Origin of the sequence: Serratia liquefaciens, from assembly GCF_027594825.1 — a bacterium.
Taxonomy (GTDB): domain Bacteria; phylum Pseudomonadota; class Gammaproteobacteria; order Enterobacterales; family Enterobacteriaceae; genus Serratia; species Serratia liquefaciens_A.
In genome coordinates this window covers 1,833,698-1,847,473 of the sequence record NZ_CP088930.1, presented here as the reverse complement: position 1 = coordinate 1,847,473, position 13,776 = coordinate 1,833,698, and the positions used below count along the sequence as shown (strand labels likewise).

12 protein-coding genes are annotated in these 13,776 nt (G+C 56.4%); 8 read left to right on the top strand and 4 right to left on the bottom strand.

Annotated features, from left to right (window positions below):
• Positions 1–47 precede the first annotated feature (47 nt).
• Genes pbpC through LQ945_RS08430 form a run of 3 tightly spaced genes read left to right on the top strand, consistent with a single transcriptional unit; the run spans position 48 to position 3,710 of the window.
• On the top strand, positions 48–2,396 hold the full coding sequence (pbpC, locus tag LQ945_RS08440; RefSeq protein ID WP_122080081.1) for a penicillin-binding protein 1C: 2,349 nt from the start codon (positions 48–50) through the stop codon (positions 2,394–2,396).
• Between the two features lie 60 nt (positions 2,397–2,456).
• A complete protein-coding gene (gene truC / locus LQ945_RS08435; protein ID WP_270102681.1) occupies positions 2,457–3,227 on the top strand; it encodes a tRNA pseudouridine(65) synthase TruC in 771 nt (256 codons plus the stop codon).
• A 33-nt stretch (positions 3,228–3,260) separates the two neighbouring features.
• Positions 3,261–3,710: a flavodoxin gene (locus LQ945_RS08430; RefSeq protein ID WP_044553138.1), complete on the top strand. Its 450-nt coding sequence runs from the start codon at positions 3,261–3,263 to the stop codon at positions 3,708–3,710.
• Positions 3,711–3,808: 98 nt separating this feature from the next.
• Here LQ945_RS08430 and LQ945_RS08425 read toward each other — a convergent pair whose 3' ends face one another.
• The 4 genes from LQ945_RS08425 to map all read right to left on the bottom strand — a co-directional run bounded on the left by LQ945_RS08425 (position 3,809) and on the right by map (position 8,743).
• Positions 3,809–4,198: a DUF3461 family protein gene (locus tag LQ945_RS08425; protein WP_006318690.1), complete on the bottom strand. Its 390-nt coding sequence runs from the start codon at positions 4,196–4,198 to the stop codon at positions 3,809–3,811.
• A gap of 129 nt (positions 4,199–4,327) precedes the next feature.
• Positions 4,328–5,152: a 2,3,4,5-tetrahydropyridine-2,6-dicarboxylate N-succinyltransferase gene (gene dapD / locus LQ945_RS08420; RefSeq protein WP_020828368.1), complete on the bottom strand. Its 825-nt coding sequence runs from the start codon at positions 5,150–5,152 to the stop codon at positions 4,328–4,330.
• 43 nt (positions 5,153–5,195) lie between these two features.
• Positions 5,196–7,874: a bifunctional uridylyltransferase/uridylyl-removing protein GlnD gene (gene glnD, locus LQ945_RS08415; protein ID WP_270102680.1), complete on the bottom strand. Its 2,679-nt coding sequence runs from the start codon at positions 7,872–7,874 to the stop codon at positions 5,196–5,198.
• Between the two features lie 74 nt (positions 7,875–7,948).
• The gene (gene map / locus LQ945_RS08410; RefSeq protein WP_037418856.1) at positions 7,949–8,743 is read right to left on the bottom strand and encodes a type I methionyl aminopeptidase; all 795 of its coding nucleotides are present in this window, start codon (positions 8,741–8,743) and stop codon (positions 7,949–7,951) included.
• A gap of 361 nt (positions 8,744–9,104) precedes the next feature.
• Between map and rpsB the strand changes: the two genes are divergently transcribed.
• From rpsB to ispC, 5 genes are all read left to right on the top strand, one after another.
• On the top strand, positions 9,105–9,830 hold the full coding sequence (rpsB, locus tag LQ945_RS08405) for a 30S ribosomal protein S2 (protein WP_020828365.1): 726 nt from the start codon (positions 9,105–9,107) through the stop codon (positions 9,828–9,830).
• Positions 9,831–9,958: 128 nt separating this feature from the next.
• A complete protein-coding gene (gene tsf / locus LQ945_RS08400; protein ID WP_020828364.1) occupies positions 9,959–10,810 on the top strand; it encodes a translation elongation factor Ts in 852 nt (283 codons plus the stop codon).
• A gap of 148 nt (positions 10,811–10,958) precedes the next feature.
• Positions 10,959–11,684, top strand: coding sequence for a UMP kinase (gene pyrH / locus LQ945_RS08395; protein WP_004952223.1), 726 nt, complete (start codon positions 10,959–10,961; stop codon positions 11,682–11,684).
• A 123-nt stretch (positions 11,685–11,807) separates the two neighbouring features.
• The gene (frr, locus tag LQ945_RS08390; protein WP_044553128.1) at positions 11,808–12,365 is read left to right on the top strand and encodes a ribosome recycling factor; all 558 of its coding nucleotides are present in this window, start codon (positions 11,808–11,810) and stop codon (positions 12,363–12,365) included.
• 157 nt (positions 12,366–12,522) lie between these two features.
• Positions 12,523–13,719 (top strand): 1-deoxy-D-xylulose-5-phosphate reductoisomerase, encoded by a 1,197-nt coding sequence (gene ispC, locus LQ945_RS08385; RefSeq protein WP_270102679.1) that lies wholly within the window; start codon positions 12,523–12,525, stop codon positions 13,717–13,719.
• Positions 13,720–13,776: the final 57 nt, after the last annotated feature.

The window sequence follows — 13,776 nt, the reverse complement described above, 5'->3', positions numbered from 1 at the left end:
GACGTCGGGCTAATCTCCGCAGCCCGACGTCAGCGCGTTGAGACCCGATGAAAATCCTGAAAACACCCTGGCTGCAGAACAGCTTGATGGCGGTCTTTCTGCTCGCGCTGGTGCTTGGCGCCATTCGGCTATGGCCGCACCCGCCGTTGGCGCAAGAATTACCGCTGTCCTCCACCTACTATGATCGTCAAGGTACGCTGATGCGCATCACGCTGGCCAATGACGATCGTTACCGGCTGTGGACCCCGCTGGAAGACATTTCACCTTTGGCGGTGCGTGGTCTGCTGCTGCATGAGGATCGGTGGTTTTACTACAATCCCGGTTTTAACCCCGTAAGCCTGGCGCGCGGCTTCTGGCGCAGCTATGTTTCCGGTGGCAGGATGCAGGGCGGTTCGACCATCAGCATGCAACTGGCGCGCATGCGCTGGCATCTCAACACCCGTACGCCGGGTGGCAAACTGCTGCAGGTCGCGCGTGCGATACAGCTTGAGCTGAGCTACTCCAAGCACGATATTTTGGAAGCTTATCTGAACTATGCCCCTTACGGTCGCAATATTGAAAGCATCGGTGCCGCCAGCCTGATCTATTTCGCCAAGCCACCGCGAGACCTGACCCTGCCGGAAGCGTTAACCCTGGCCGTGTTGCCGCAGTCACCCAGTTACCGTTTGGAGCCCAAAACGGGCGTGCTGGGCGTTGCCCTGACGCAGGCGCGCGACCGCTTGTTCCAGCGCTGGCAGCAAGTCTACGCGACCGACAGCAGCCAACAGGCCCTGTTTCGGCTTCCCCTGGCGCTGCGTCAACCCGAGCAGATGCCCTATATAGCACCGCACTTTATCGAGCAACTGCGCCAGCAAACTCCGCAGTGGGTGAAGCGAAACAGCCGCGTCGACACCACGCTGGACGTCGGGCTGCAACGTTTGGTCGAACGCCAGGTAAACGCCTTTATTGCCCGCAATCAGAGCCGTGGGATCCACAATGCCGCAGTGCTGCTGGTGGACAGCCGCGATATGGGGGTCAGGGCGCTGGTGGGGTCGGCAGACTATTACAACCGCCAGATTCAAGGGCAGGTGAACGGGACCCATGCCAAGCGTTCGCCCGGATCGACCCTGAAGCCCTTTATCTATGCTCTGGGCATGGAGCAGGGCGTGCTGCATCCGATGACCATTCTGAAAGATGTGCCCTCCTCATTTGGTGCCTACGCGCCGGAGAATTTTGACCGGCGTTTTCTCGGGCCGGTAACGGCCACCGATGCGCTGAATTTTAGCCGCAATATTCCCGCTGTATACGTGGCGTCGCAGCTGCGGCAGCCGACGTTCTACCAGTTCTTGCGCCTGAGCGGCGTCGAGAATATGGCCAGCGAGAACCACTATGGCTTGTCGCTGGTATTGGGGGGCGGTGAGGTTACCGCTCAGGAACTGGCGAAACTCTATGCTTTGTTGGCGAATCGCGGCGCATTGCGCCCATTGCGCATGCTGAGTAGCGATGTGGAGACGCCGGCGGTGCGCTTGCTCAGCGAAGAGGCCAGTTTTATTACTCTGGATATGCTGCGACAACACCGACGGCCGGGAGACACGTTGGCGCAGCGCTCATCGTCGCTGCCGGTCTATTGGAAAACCGGGACTTCATGGGGATTTCGCGATGCCTGGAGCGTAGGGATTTTCGGGCCCTACGTGCTGGTGGTGTGGGAAGGGAACTTCGACAGTCGCGGCAATAATGCCCTGGTGGGTGCCGATGCAGCGGCCCCGTTATTCTTCAATATTATCGACAGTGTGCATGCCAGCTATCCCTCGCTGCGGGAGCCCCGACAGCCATTCCCGAAGCGGTTGCGGCGGGTGGATATTTGCCTGGCCAGCGGCGATTTACCTACCCCCTGGTGCCAGCAAAAGGGCAAAACCTGGTTTATACCCGGCAAGTCACCGATCAAGGTCGACAGCGTTTATCGGCCGGTGGTGCTGGATATTCACAGCGGTGAGGTGGCCTGTCCGCCCTATGACCAGGCGCAAACCCGCACTGAAGTGTTTGAGTTCTGGCCTTCCGATCTGGCCAACGTGTTCGCTCAGGCCGGGTTGCCTAAGCGCTCGCCGCCGATAAATCGCTGCAAGGATAACGGCATTGCCGTTGGGGGTAATGCGCCGCGCATCACCTCGCCGCTCAAGAACACCACCTATACCCTGCGGCAATCGCAGCAGGGACGCGATAAAATTGCCTTCAACGCAGTGACCGATGCCGACAGCAAAACGGTGTACTGGTTTGTTGACGACATTTATCTCGGCAGCAGCGCCAGCAAAAAGGCCATCGACTGGCGACCGATCAACAACGGGCAGTACCGCATTCGGGCGGTGGACGATCGCGGCCGGGCCGATAGTCGTCTGGTGACCATCGAATGGGTTAACTAGCCCTGACGCACTCCTGTATACTCGCGCCGGAATCTGGGCTTTTACGTAGGAAAAGAGATTGTGATTGAGGTTTTGTATCAGGACGAGCACCTGGTGGCGGTGAACAAGCCGTCCGGTTGGCTGGTGCACCGCAGCTGGCTGGATCGCCATGAAACCCGGTTTGTGATGCAGACCGTGCGCGATCAGATTGGCCAGCATGTGTTTACCGTGCATCGCCTTGATCGTCCTACATCCGGCGTGTTGCTGATGGCGCTGTCCAGCGAGGTGGCGCGGCTGTTGTCGCAGCAGCTTGAACAGCACCAAATGCAGAAAACCTACCATGCGGTGGTGCGCGGCTACGTGCTGGAAGGCGATACCCTCGATTACCCGTTGACGGAAGAGCTGGACAAAATCGCCGACAAGTTTGCCTCGGCGGACAAAGGCCCGCAGCCGGCGATCACCCATTATCGGCCGCTGGCGCAGGCAGAGATGCCGGTGGCGATTGGCCGTTACGACAGCGCACGCTACAGCCTGGTTGAGCTGAAACCGGAACATGGCCGCAAGCACCAGCTGCGGCGCCATATGGTACATATCCGCCATCCCATCATCGGTGACAGCAAGCACGGTGACCTGCGCCAGAACCGCGGCATGGCCGAGCATTTCGGTTGCTCGCGCCTGATGCTGCACGCCAGCCATCTGCAGCTGACTCATCCGGTGACCGGCAAACCGCTGCAGATTTCCGCTCGCTGGGACCAGTCCTGGCAGGGCGTTATGTCACAGTTTGGCTGGGCGGAGAGTATCCCTGAGCTTGCCGGGGTTGAGTTTCCCTCGGCTAGCGGTCAGGATAACTGATCATTTCTAAAGGTATTTAAGGGAGTAGGAGCAATGGCTCAGGTTGGAATCTTCGTGGGAACGGTTTACGGCAACTCACTGCTGGTAGCGGAAGAAGCGGAAAATATCCTCAGCGAACAGGGGCATGAGGTCAAACTGTTCGAGGAGGGCACGCTTGAAGCCTGGCAGTTTTACCGTCAGCATTACGCGTTGGTGATTACCTCCACCACCGGTCAGGGCGATTTGCCGGACAGCATTGCACCGCTGTTCCATGCCATTCGCGATCAGGTCGGCTACCAGCCAGAGCTGCGCTATGGTCTGATCGCCTTGGGTGACAGCAGCTACGATAACTTCTGCGGCGCAGGGCGCGCATTTGACGCATTGCTGCAAGAGCAAGGGGCAACCCGCGTGGGTGAAGTGCTGGAAATCGATGCGATGGAACAGCCTGAGCCGGAAGTGGTTTCCTGTCCGTGGGTCGAGCAGTGGGCCACATTGCTGAAATAATTTACCCTGCGCCTGTAGGAGGCGAATATATTCGCCCCGATTAATGCGGGCGCAGCATGCTGCGCCCCTACAATCTGTAGTATCAGTTCGCTAAACCCTTACTTCCCGCGGGTCAGCTTTTCCAGATCGGATTCGATCTCGGCAATCTTGTGGGAAACTACGCCTTCCAGATGACGCAGGTCATCAAGAATTTTGCGTTTCAGATCCACTTCGACCTGGTCCCGCTGGCACAGCTGGTCCAGCTCATCGATGACGTAGCGCAGGTTCGGGTTAATTTCGTGGATTTCTTTGTAACCCTGGCCGGCATTGTCCGCGACCACGGTCTTGCGTTGGCGCGGATATTTGAATTTCACGCTTTTGGCAAAGAACTCGCCTTTATCCTTGCGGAAATAAATCTTAAGAATGTCGTTATTGGCCTCCTGACGCAGGCTATAGCGATCGACATCTTCCGGTTGATTGATTCCTAAGCTTTTCAGGTTGTCATACATAATAGCGCCACCTTATAAATAAACTTTATTCCACGGTCTGGGATTATGGCGAATAACCGCGCCAGAGACTGTGACTGCTCACGTAATGAAGACAAAAAAATAGCGGGTGATTCACCCGCTATCTTCAGCTTAGTCGATGGTGCGTAATAACTCATTAATGCCGACTTTACCGCGCGTCTTGGCATCGACTTTTTTGACGATCACCGCGCAATACAGGCTGTAAGAGCCATCTTTGGACGGCAGGTTACCGGAAACCACCACCGAGCCGGCAGGCACGCGGCCGTAGTGCACTTCGCCGGTTTCGCGGTCGTAAATGCGGGTGCTCTGGCCCAGGTATACGCCCATGGAAATCACTGAACCTTCTTCGACGATCACGCCTTCAACCACTTCTGAACGCGCGCCGATGAAGCAGTTGTCTTCAATGATGGTCGGGTTGGCCTGCAGAGGCTCCAGTACGCCACCGATGCCGACGCCGCCGGACAGGTGAACGTTCTTGCCGATTTGCGCGCAAGAGCCGACGGTAGCCCAGGTGTCAACCATGCTGCCTTCGTCAACGTAAGCACCGATGTTCACATAGGATGGCATCAGCACCGTGTTGCGGGCGATGAATGCGCCCTGGCGAACGGTAGCCGGAGGCACTACGCGGAAGCCTTCTTTCTGGAAGCGCGCTTCGTCGTAGTCGGCGAACTTCATCGGAACCTTGTCGTAATAACGGGTTTCGGCACCGTCCATCACTTTGTTGTCGTTGATGCGGAAAGAAAGCAGCACGGCCTTTTTCAGCCACTGATGCGTTACCCACTGACCGTCAATCTTCTCGGCAACGCGCAGGGCGCCGCTGTCCAGCAGGCCGATCACCTGGTTTACCGCTTCGCGCGTTACGGTGTCTACGTTCGCCGGGGTGATTTCCGCGCGGCGTTCGAAGGCGTTTTCAATAACGTTTTGTAATTGCTGCATGCTGTTCTCTGTCCTGATGTTGTCTACGAAAAGGTTACTTGTATCACATTTTATCGTTTGGATTGAGGGCCTCTGTCAACCGTTGTTCCAACTTTCTGCGCGTTTCCGGGTTAAGGGCGCGTCGATCTCTGTCGGCCAGAATAAATAAATCCTCGACCCGTTCGCCGATGGTGGAGATACGCGCGCCGTGCAGTGACAACCCGAGATCGGCGAACACTTCGCCCACCCGGGCCAGCAGGCCTGGCTGATCGAGCGCGGTCAGTTCCAGATAGCTGCGGCGGTCGGTGTGGGTCGGCAGGAAGCTGACTTCCGTCGGTACGCTGAAATGGCGCAGCTTGGAGGACGGCCTGCGCACGCGCGGCGGCTGATATTCCCGCTGGGTAATGGCCTGCACCAACGCATGACGGATCGCCGCATGGCGGTCCTGCGCCAGCGGGCTGCCATCCGGCTCCAGTACGATAAAGGTATCCATTGCCATGCCGTCGCGGTTGGTGAAGATTTGCGCGTCATGCACGCTCAGGTTACGGCGATCCATTTCGCCGGCCACGGCGGCAAACAGGTACGGGCGATCCGGACTCCAGATGAAAATCTCGGTGCCGCCGCGCGTAGCCTGACGGCTGACCAGCACCAGCGGCTTGGTGGAGTCATGGGCCAGCAGATGGCGTGCGTGCCAGGCCAATTGGTTCGGCGAATGGCGCAGGAAGTAATCGGCGCGACAGCGGCTCCAGATACGGTGCAGCGCTTCTTCGTCGATATTGTCCATGCGCAGCAGCGCCAGTGCTTGCAGGCGGTGGTGACGCACGCGTTCGCGCAAATCCGGGCTGTTTTGCATGCCGCGGCGCAGCTGTTTTTCGGTGGCGAAATAGAGTTCCCGCAACAGGCTCTGTTTCCAGCTGTTCCATAGGGTCTCGTTGGTGGCGCAGATATCCGCTACGGTCAGGCAGACCAGATAGCGCAGACGGGTTTCACTCTGCACTTCGGCGCTGAACTGCTGAATCACCGTCGGATCCTGAATGTCGCGCCGCTGGGCGGTGACCGACATCAATAAATGGCAGCGTACCAGCCAGGCCACCAGTTGCGACTCACGGGAATTCAAACCATGCAGCTCGGCGAACTCCAATGCATCCTGCGCGCCGAGGATCGAGTGGTCGCCGCCGCGGCCTTTGGCGATATCGTGGAACAGCGCCGCCAGCAGCAGAAGTTCCGGATTCGGCAAGCGCGGATACAGCTCAACGCATAACGGATGGCGTGGCCGCGTTTCGGCATCGGCAAAGCTTTCCAGCTTTTGCAGGACGCGAATGGTGTGTTCGTCTACGGTGTAGGCGTGAAACAGATCGAATTGCATTTGCCCGACGATCTTGCCCCATTGCGGCATATAGGCCCACAGCACGCTGTGGCGGTGCATCGGCACCAGCGCCCGCGAGACGGCACCCGGATGGCGCAGAATGGCCATAAACAGATCGCGTGCTTCCGGAATGGTGCACAGCGGCTGTTTCAGATGGCGGCGCGCATGGCGCAGTTGGCGTACGGTGGTGGAGTAAATACCTTTGATTTCGCGGTTGCGCACCATCAGGTAGAACATCCGCATGATCGATTCCGGCTGGCGGATAAACAGCGTTTCGTCACGCAGGTCGATCAAATCACCGCGCAGTTGGAAATCTTCGTTCAACGGCCGGGGTTTTTCCGTGGCGTCCAACGCCAGAATGGCCTCATCGAACAGTTGCAGCAGCATGTGGTTCAGTTCGCCGACGCGGCGCGTCATGCGATAAAAATCTTTCATCATGCGCTCGACCGGCTCGTTGCCTTCCCCCTCATAACGCAGCAGCTGCGCCACGTTGAGCTGGCGATCGAACAGCAATCGGTTATCGTAGCGGGGCAACACCAGATGCAGCGCGAAGCGAATGCGCCACAGGAAGCTTTGGCATTCGTTAAGCTCGTTGCGTTCGGCCTGGGTCAGAAAACCGAATCCGACCATTTCGTCCAGCGACGTGGCACCGAAATGACGGCGTGCTACCCACAGCAGGGTGTGAATGTCCCGCAGGCCGCCGGGGCTGCTTTTGATGTCCGGTTCCAGATTGTAGCTGGTACCGTGGTAGCGTTGGTGGCGCTCTTGCTGTTCGACCACCTTGGCGTGGAAAAATTGGGGGGAGGGCCAGAAGCCGTCGCTGAAAATGTGCTTTTGCATTTGCAGGAACAGGGCTACATCGCCGCAGATCATACGCGATTCAATCAGGTTGGTGGCGACGGTCAGATCCGCCAGGCCCTCCAGCAGACACTCTTCCAGCGTGCGTACGCTGTGGCCCACTTCCAGCTTAAGATCCCACAGCAGGGTGATAAATTCTCCCACGCGCTGGGACTGCTGTTCATTCAGACGGCGCTGACTCAGCACCAGCACGTCAATGTCCGAAAGCGGGTGCAATTCGCCACGGCCATAGCCACCGACCGCCACCAAGGCGGTTTCCGGAATATCTTCGAAACCGTAGAACACCCACAGACGACGCAGCAGGCGATCGATAAAGTCGCTGCGGGCGGCGACCAGGCTTTCGGCGCTGGAGCCGGCGTTGAATGCCGCCGCCAGCCACAGTTGGAACTGCTCAAGGCGCTGTTTCAGCGCGACGCAGTTGAGATCCTCATCGCCATAGGCGTTGGGATATTCAGGCTGCTCCGGCACGGCCTGCCGTGGAATGACCGAGGTGTCTTGTTGGCGAAAGTTTTCAGACATAGTACGCAGCCCATAAAAAAGGCCGGCAAAAGCCGGCCTGTGACATCATGCATCGCGGCAATACGCCGCGGCGCTTACATCTCGTGCGTAATGATGTTGGGGATGGTGTCATCCTTGCGCAACGTCATTATCTCGCAGCCGTTATCTGTGACCACAATAGTATGCTCATACTGCGCCGACAAGCTGCGATCCTTAGTTTTTACCGTCCAGCCGTCTTTCATGGTGCGGATGCGGTAATCACCGGCATTGACCATTGGCTCGATGGTGAAGGCCATACCGGGTTGCAGTACCACGCCGCCGTCGTCGGCATCATAGTGCAGCACCTGCGGTTCTTCGTGGAACACTTCGCCAATGCCGTGGCCGCAGTATTCGCGCACCACGGAAAAGTTCTCGGCTTCAACGAATTTCTGGATCTCTTTGCCCAGCGTGCGCAGGCGGATGCCCGGCTTCACCATTTTCAGCGACAGGTAAAGGCTTTCCTGCGTGATGCGGCACAGACGCTCGCCCAGAATGGTCGGTTTGCCGACGATAAACATCTTGGATGTGTCGCCGTGGAAACCGTCTTTGATCACGGTAACGTCGATATTCACGATGTCGCCGTCCTTCAGGACCTTGTCATCGCTCGGGATGCCGTGGCAAACCACTTCATTAACCGAGATGCACACGGATTTCGGGAAACCGTGGTAGCCCAGACAGGCGGAAATTGCCTGCTGCTGGTTGGTGATGTGATCGTGACAGATACGATCCAGTTCGCCGGTGGTCACGCCAGGCTTGACGTGCGGCTCGATGATTTCCAGCACTTCGGCAGCCAGACGGCCGGCCACGCGCATTTTTTGGATGTCATCAGGTGTTTTAATTGAGATTGCCATGAAATTCGTCCGCAGGTGTCGTGCTCGCCGACAACAGAAAGAAATAATAAGAAGCAGTCTCTTATGGTATCAGCCCCGCCTGAGGCTGCCAAATTTGATTTCTCGGCGACGACGACGGTGGCAACAAAAGTTGGTGTCCGGGGTGGGTTTATGGTATAAAGCGCGCCGGCAGATCCGCGTCTTGGTCCTTGCGATAAGGACGGGAAAGGCCGAAAATACTTTAACTGCACTCACATTGTGTAAATAACACACACGTATCGGCACATCCGCCGGGGTGCCCTGAGGTGATTTATCACCGCCAGGGTCGGCGTTATGGGATACGTGGAGGCATAACCCCAACTCACTCTATAGAGGTTTAATCATGGCAACTGTTTCCATGCGCGACATGCTCCAGGCTGGTGTACACTTCGGTCACCAGACCCGTTACTGGAACCCGAAAATGAAGCCTTTCATCTTCGGCGCACGTAACAAGGTTCACATCATCAACCTGGAAAAAACTGTACCAATGGCCAACGCAGCACTGGCTGAACTGACCAAGATCTCTTCCCGTAAAGGTAAGATCCTGTTCGTTGGTACTAAGCGCGCAGCAAGCGAAGCGGTAAAAGAATATGCTAACACCTGCGATCAGTTCTTCGTGAACCATCGCTGGTTGGGCGGCATGCTGACTAACTGGAAAACCGTTCGTCAGTCAATCAAACGTTTGAAAGATCTGGAAATCCAGTCTCAAGATGGCACCTTCGACAAGCTGACCAAGAAAGAGGCGCTGATGCGTACTCGCGAACTGGCCAAGCTGGAAAACTCCCTGGGTGGTATCAAAGACATGGGTGGTCTGCCTGACGCTCTGTTCGTTATCGATGCCGATCACGAACACATCGCGATCAAAGAAGCCAACAACCTGGGTATCCCGGTATTCTCTATCGTTGATACCAACTCCGATCCAGACGGCGTTGACTTCATCATCCCTGGTAACGACGATGCAATCCGTGCAATCAAATTGTACCTGACTGCCGTTGCTGCCGCCGTCCGTGAAGGTCGTTCTCAAGATCTGGCCGTTCAAGCGGAAGAAAGCTTCGTAGAAGCTGAATAATAAGGCAAGCTCGTCACTGAGCCCTTATTAACCAGGTATTGAATATGTTGGTTAGGGGGGCCTTTATTGGCCCCCTTTGCTTATCTGAATGAGAACTGTCTCTACGTGAGATAACCGAGGAAAAAGAAATGGCTGATATTACCGCTGCTCTGGTAAAAGAACTGCGCGAGCGTACTGGCGCTGGCATGATGGATTGCAAAAAAGCTCTGGTCGAATCTAACGGCGACATCGAGCTGGCAATCGAAAACATGCGTAAATCTGGCGCGATCAAAGCGGCGAAAAAAGCAGGCAACGTAGCTGCTGACGGCGTGATCAAAACCAAGATTGAAGGCAACTACGGCGTGATCCTGGAAGTAAACTGCCAGACTGACTTCGTTGCTAAAGATGCCGGTTTCCAGGCATTCGCTGACAAAGTGCTGGACGCTGCTGTTGCAGGCAAAATCACTGATGTTGAAGTGTTGAAAGCACAGTTCGAAGAAGAACGTGTAGCGCTGGTTGCCAAAATCGGTGAAAACATCAACATCCGTCGCGTGGCTTCCCTGGAAGGCGAAGTGCTGGGCAGCTACCTGCACGGCGCACGTATCGGCGTTCTGATCGCGGCTAAAGGCGCTGACGAAGAGCTGGTTAAGCAAATCGCCATGCACGTTGCGGCGAGCAAGCCAGAATTCGTTAAGCCTGAAGATGTGTCTGCTGAAGTGGTAGAAAAAGAGTACCAGGTTCAGCTGGACATCGCCATGCAGTCTGGCAAGCCGAAAGAAATCGCTGAGAAAATGGTTGAAGGCCGCATGAAGAAATTCACCGGCGAAGTTTCTCTGACCGGTCAGCCTTTCGTCATCGAACCAAGCAAAACCGTTGGCCAGGTGCTGAAAGAGCACAACGCTGACGTTGTTAACTTCATCCGCTTCGAAGTGGGCGAAGGCATCGAAAAAGCGGCAAATGACTTTGCTGCTGAAGTTGCTGCAATGAGCAAGCAGTCTTAATGACTGTTAATGGAGCCGCCGTCTGGCGGTTCCATTTTATCCAGCCAGAATTACACCGGTGGCAGGCCCTGTGGCATGATACTCAGCACAGGCGCACTTCATCGGCTGAAATCCCCAATACTAATACTGCTTCTTAGGACAGAACACCATGGCAACCAATGCAAAACCCGTATATCAGCGTATTCTGCTCAAACTGAGTGGCGAAGCCCTGCAAGGCGCAGAAGGTTTTGGTATCGACGCTAGCGTTTTGGATCGCATGGCTCAGGAAGTTAAAGAGCTGGTCGAACTGGGAATTCAGGTCGGTGTAGTTATTGGCGGCGGTAACCTGTTCCGCGGCGCGGGCCTGGCGCAGGCCGGCATGAACCGCGTAGTGGGCGACCACATGGGAATGCTGGCTACCGTGATGAACGGCCTGGCTATGCGTGATGCACTGCACCGTGCCTATGTGAACGCCCGCCTGATGTCCGCCATTCCGTTGAACGGCGTGTGCGACAACTACAGCTGGGCCGAGGCGATCAGCCTGCTGCGTAATAACCGCGTGGTGATCTTCTCCGCCGGTACCGGCAACCCGTTCTTCACCACCGATTCTGCAGCATGCCTGCGCGGGATTGAGATTGAAGCGGACGTGGTATTGAAAGCGACTAAAGTGGATGGTGTATACTCCGCTGATCCGGTTAAAAATCCGGATGCAACGCTGTACGAACATATCACCTATCAAGATGTACTGGAGCGCGAGCTGAAAGTGATGGATCTGGCGGCGTTTACGCTGGCCCGCGATCACGGTCTGCCGATTCGCGTATTCAACATGAACAAGCCGGGTGCGCTGCGCCGGGTGGTGATGGGTGAGAATGAAGGCACGCTGATCAGCAAATAAGGCTGTTCTGCCCGATTTAGCGGGAGCGGGTAACGTTGTGCGTTATGCGCTCTCCTTGAGTAAAATTCACGGGCTATACTGTGGTATGGCCTGCCAAGTCTCCAGCTTCCAAGGGTTTGCAACGTGATTAATGAAATCAGAAAAGATGCTGATTCACGCATGGAAAAAAGCGTAGAAGCATTCAAAAACCAAATCAGCAAGATCCGTACCGGCCGTGCTTCTCCAAGCATCCTGGACGGCATCATGGTGGAATACTACGGTTCTGCGACGCCGCTGCGTCAGCTGGCTAACGTGACCGTAGAAGACTCCCGTACCCTGGCCATCAACCTGTTTGATCGCTCCCTGGGTTCAGCGGTAGAAAAGGCCATCATGGCGTCTGATCTGGGTCTGAACCCAAGTTCAGCCGGCAGCGTGATCCGTGTTCCACTGCCACCTCTGACCGAAGAGCGCCGTAAAGACCTGATCAAGGTCGTGCGCAATGAAGCGGAGCAGGGCCGTGTGGCAGTACGTAACGTACGCCGTGACGCCAACGACAAAGTTAAGGCGCTGCTGAAGGACAAAGAAATCAGCGAAGACGAAGATCGTCGTTCGCAAGACGATGTGCAGAAGCTGACCGATGCTTACATCAAACTTCTGGATGCCGCTCTGGCGGATAAAGAAAAAGAGCTGATGGAATTCTAATCAGCATCGCGCAGAAAAAAAGCGTCGCCTGGGCGGCGCTTTGTTTTTTGTGGCGCAGATCCCGTTTCATCGTGCTGATTGATCATGGACAAGCGGTGGCGAAGGTTACACACTGGAGCACCTCCGATCTCATCAGACAGTTATTCAGAGTGAGCTCATGAAGCAACTGACTATTCTTGGCTCCACCGGCTCAGTGGGGACCAGTACCCTGGCCGTGGTCAGGGAAAACCCCGACCTTTTTGCGATTAAAGCGCTGGTTGCCGGCCACAACGTAGCGGTTATGGCGCAGCAATGCATTGAATTTCGTCCGGCCTATGCCGCGATGGCGGACGAAGGCGCCGCGCGTGAACTGCGCATTCTGCTGGCGGAAAATGGCATTGCCACCGAGGTGATGGCAGGCGAGCAGGCCGCTTGTGAACTGGCGGCGTTGGATGACGTTGATCAGGTTACCGCCGCCATCGTCGGCGCTGCCGGGCTGCTACCCACGCTGGCGGCAATTCGCGCAGGCAAGCAGGTGCTGCTGGCGAACAAAGAGTCGCTGGTGACCTGTGGGCGCCTGTTTATGGACGCGGTGCAAAAAAGTCAGACGCAGTTGCTGCCGCTGGACAGCGAGCATAACGCCATTTTTCAGAGTTTGCCTGAGAGCATTCAGCGTCAGTTGGGATACTCTTCATTAGACAGTCATGGTGTGTCGCGCATCGTGCTCACCGGTTCCGGCGGCCCGTTCCGCACCACGCCACTGGAACAGTTTGCCACGATGACGCCGGATCAGGCCTGCGCCCATCCCAATTGGTCGATGGGGCGCAAGATCTCGGTGGATTCCGCCACCATGATGAACAAAGGACTGGAATATATTGAGGCCCGCTGGCTGTTTAACGCCTCGGCTGAACAAATGGAAGTGATTCTGCATCCGCAGTCGGTGATCCACTCGATGGTGCGCTACACCGATGGCAGCGTACTGGCCCAGTTGGGCACGCCGGATATGCGCACGCCGATCGCCCATGCTATGGCTTACCCGCAGCGGGTCAGCTCTGGCGTGGAAGCGTTGGATTTTTGCCGTATCGGCTCGCTGACCTTTGCCGAACCTGAACGGGAACGTTATCCCTGCCTGTATCTGGCCATCGAGGCCTTTGACGCCGGGCAGGCGGCAACCACCGCACTGAATGCGGCTAATGAAGTAGCAGTGGCGGCTTTCCTGCAGGAGCAGATTCGCTTTACCGATATTGCGGCGGTGAACCAAAAAGTGGTCGAACGGCTATCACTGCAGGAACCGTCCTGCATTGATGCGGTCTTAGAAATAGATCGCCAGGCACGTGAGGTTGCAGTTGGGTTGGTTAAATCACTGCGCAACTGATAACGGCATTTATCTTATTTTGTTCGCAAATTACGCGTGCCGCAGTGGGGCCGTTTG

What these genes read in the sequence shown, in the direction of transcription:
- pbpC (WP_122080081.1), top strand. Translation starts at nt 48, where the DNA reads ATGAAAATCCTGAAAACACCCTGGCTGCAGAACAGCTTGATGGCGGTC.
- LQ945_RS08430 (WP_044553138.1), top strand. Translation starts at nt 3,261, where the DNA reads ATGGCTCAGGTTGGAATCTTCGTGGGAACGGTTTACGGCAACTCACTG.
- LQ945_RS08425 (WP_006318690.1), bottom strand. Translation starts at nt 4,198, where the DNA reads ATGTATGACAACCTGAAAAGCTTAGGAATCAATCAACCGGAAGATGTC.
- dapD (WP_020828368.1), bottom strand. Translation starts at nt 5,152, where the DNA reads ATGCAGCAATTACAAAACGTTATTGAAAACGCCTTCGAACGCCGCGCG.
- glnD (WP_270102680.1), bottom strand. Translation starts at nt 7,874, where the DNA reads ATGTCTGAAAACTTTCGCCAACAAGACACCTCGGTCATTCCACGGCAG.
- map (WP_037418856.1), bottom strand. Translation starts at nt 8,743, where the DNA reads ATGGCAATCTCAATTAAAACACCTGATGACATCCAAAAAATGCGCGTG.
- rpsB (WP_020828365.1), top strand. Translation starts at nt 9,105, where the DNA reads ATGGCAACTGTTTCCATGCGCGACATGCTCCAGGCTGGTGTACACTTC.
- tsf (WP_020828364.1), top strand. Translation starts at nt 9,959, where the DNA reads ATGGCTGATATTACCGCTGCTCTGGTAAAAGAACTGCGCGAGCGTACT.
- pyrH (WP_004952223.1), top strand. Translation starts at nt 10,959, where the DNA reads ATGGCAACCAATGCAAAACCCGTATATCAGCGTATTCTGCTCAAACTG.
- ispC (WP_270102679.1), top strand. Translation starts at nt 12,523, where the DNA reads ATGAAGCAACTGACTATTCTTGGCTCCACCGGCTCAGTGGGGACCAGT.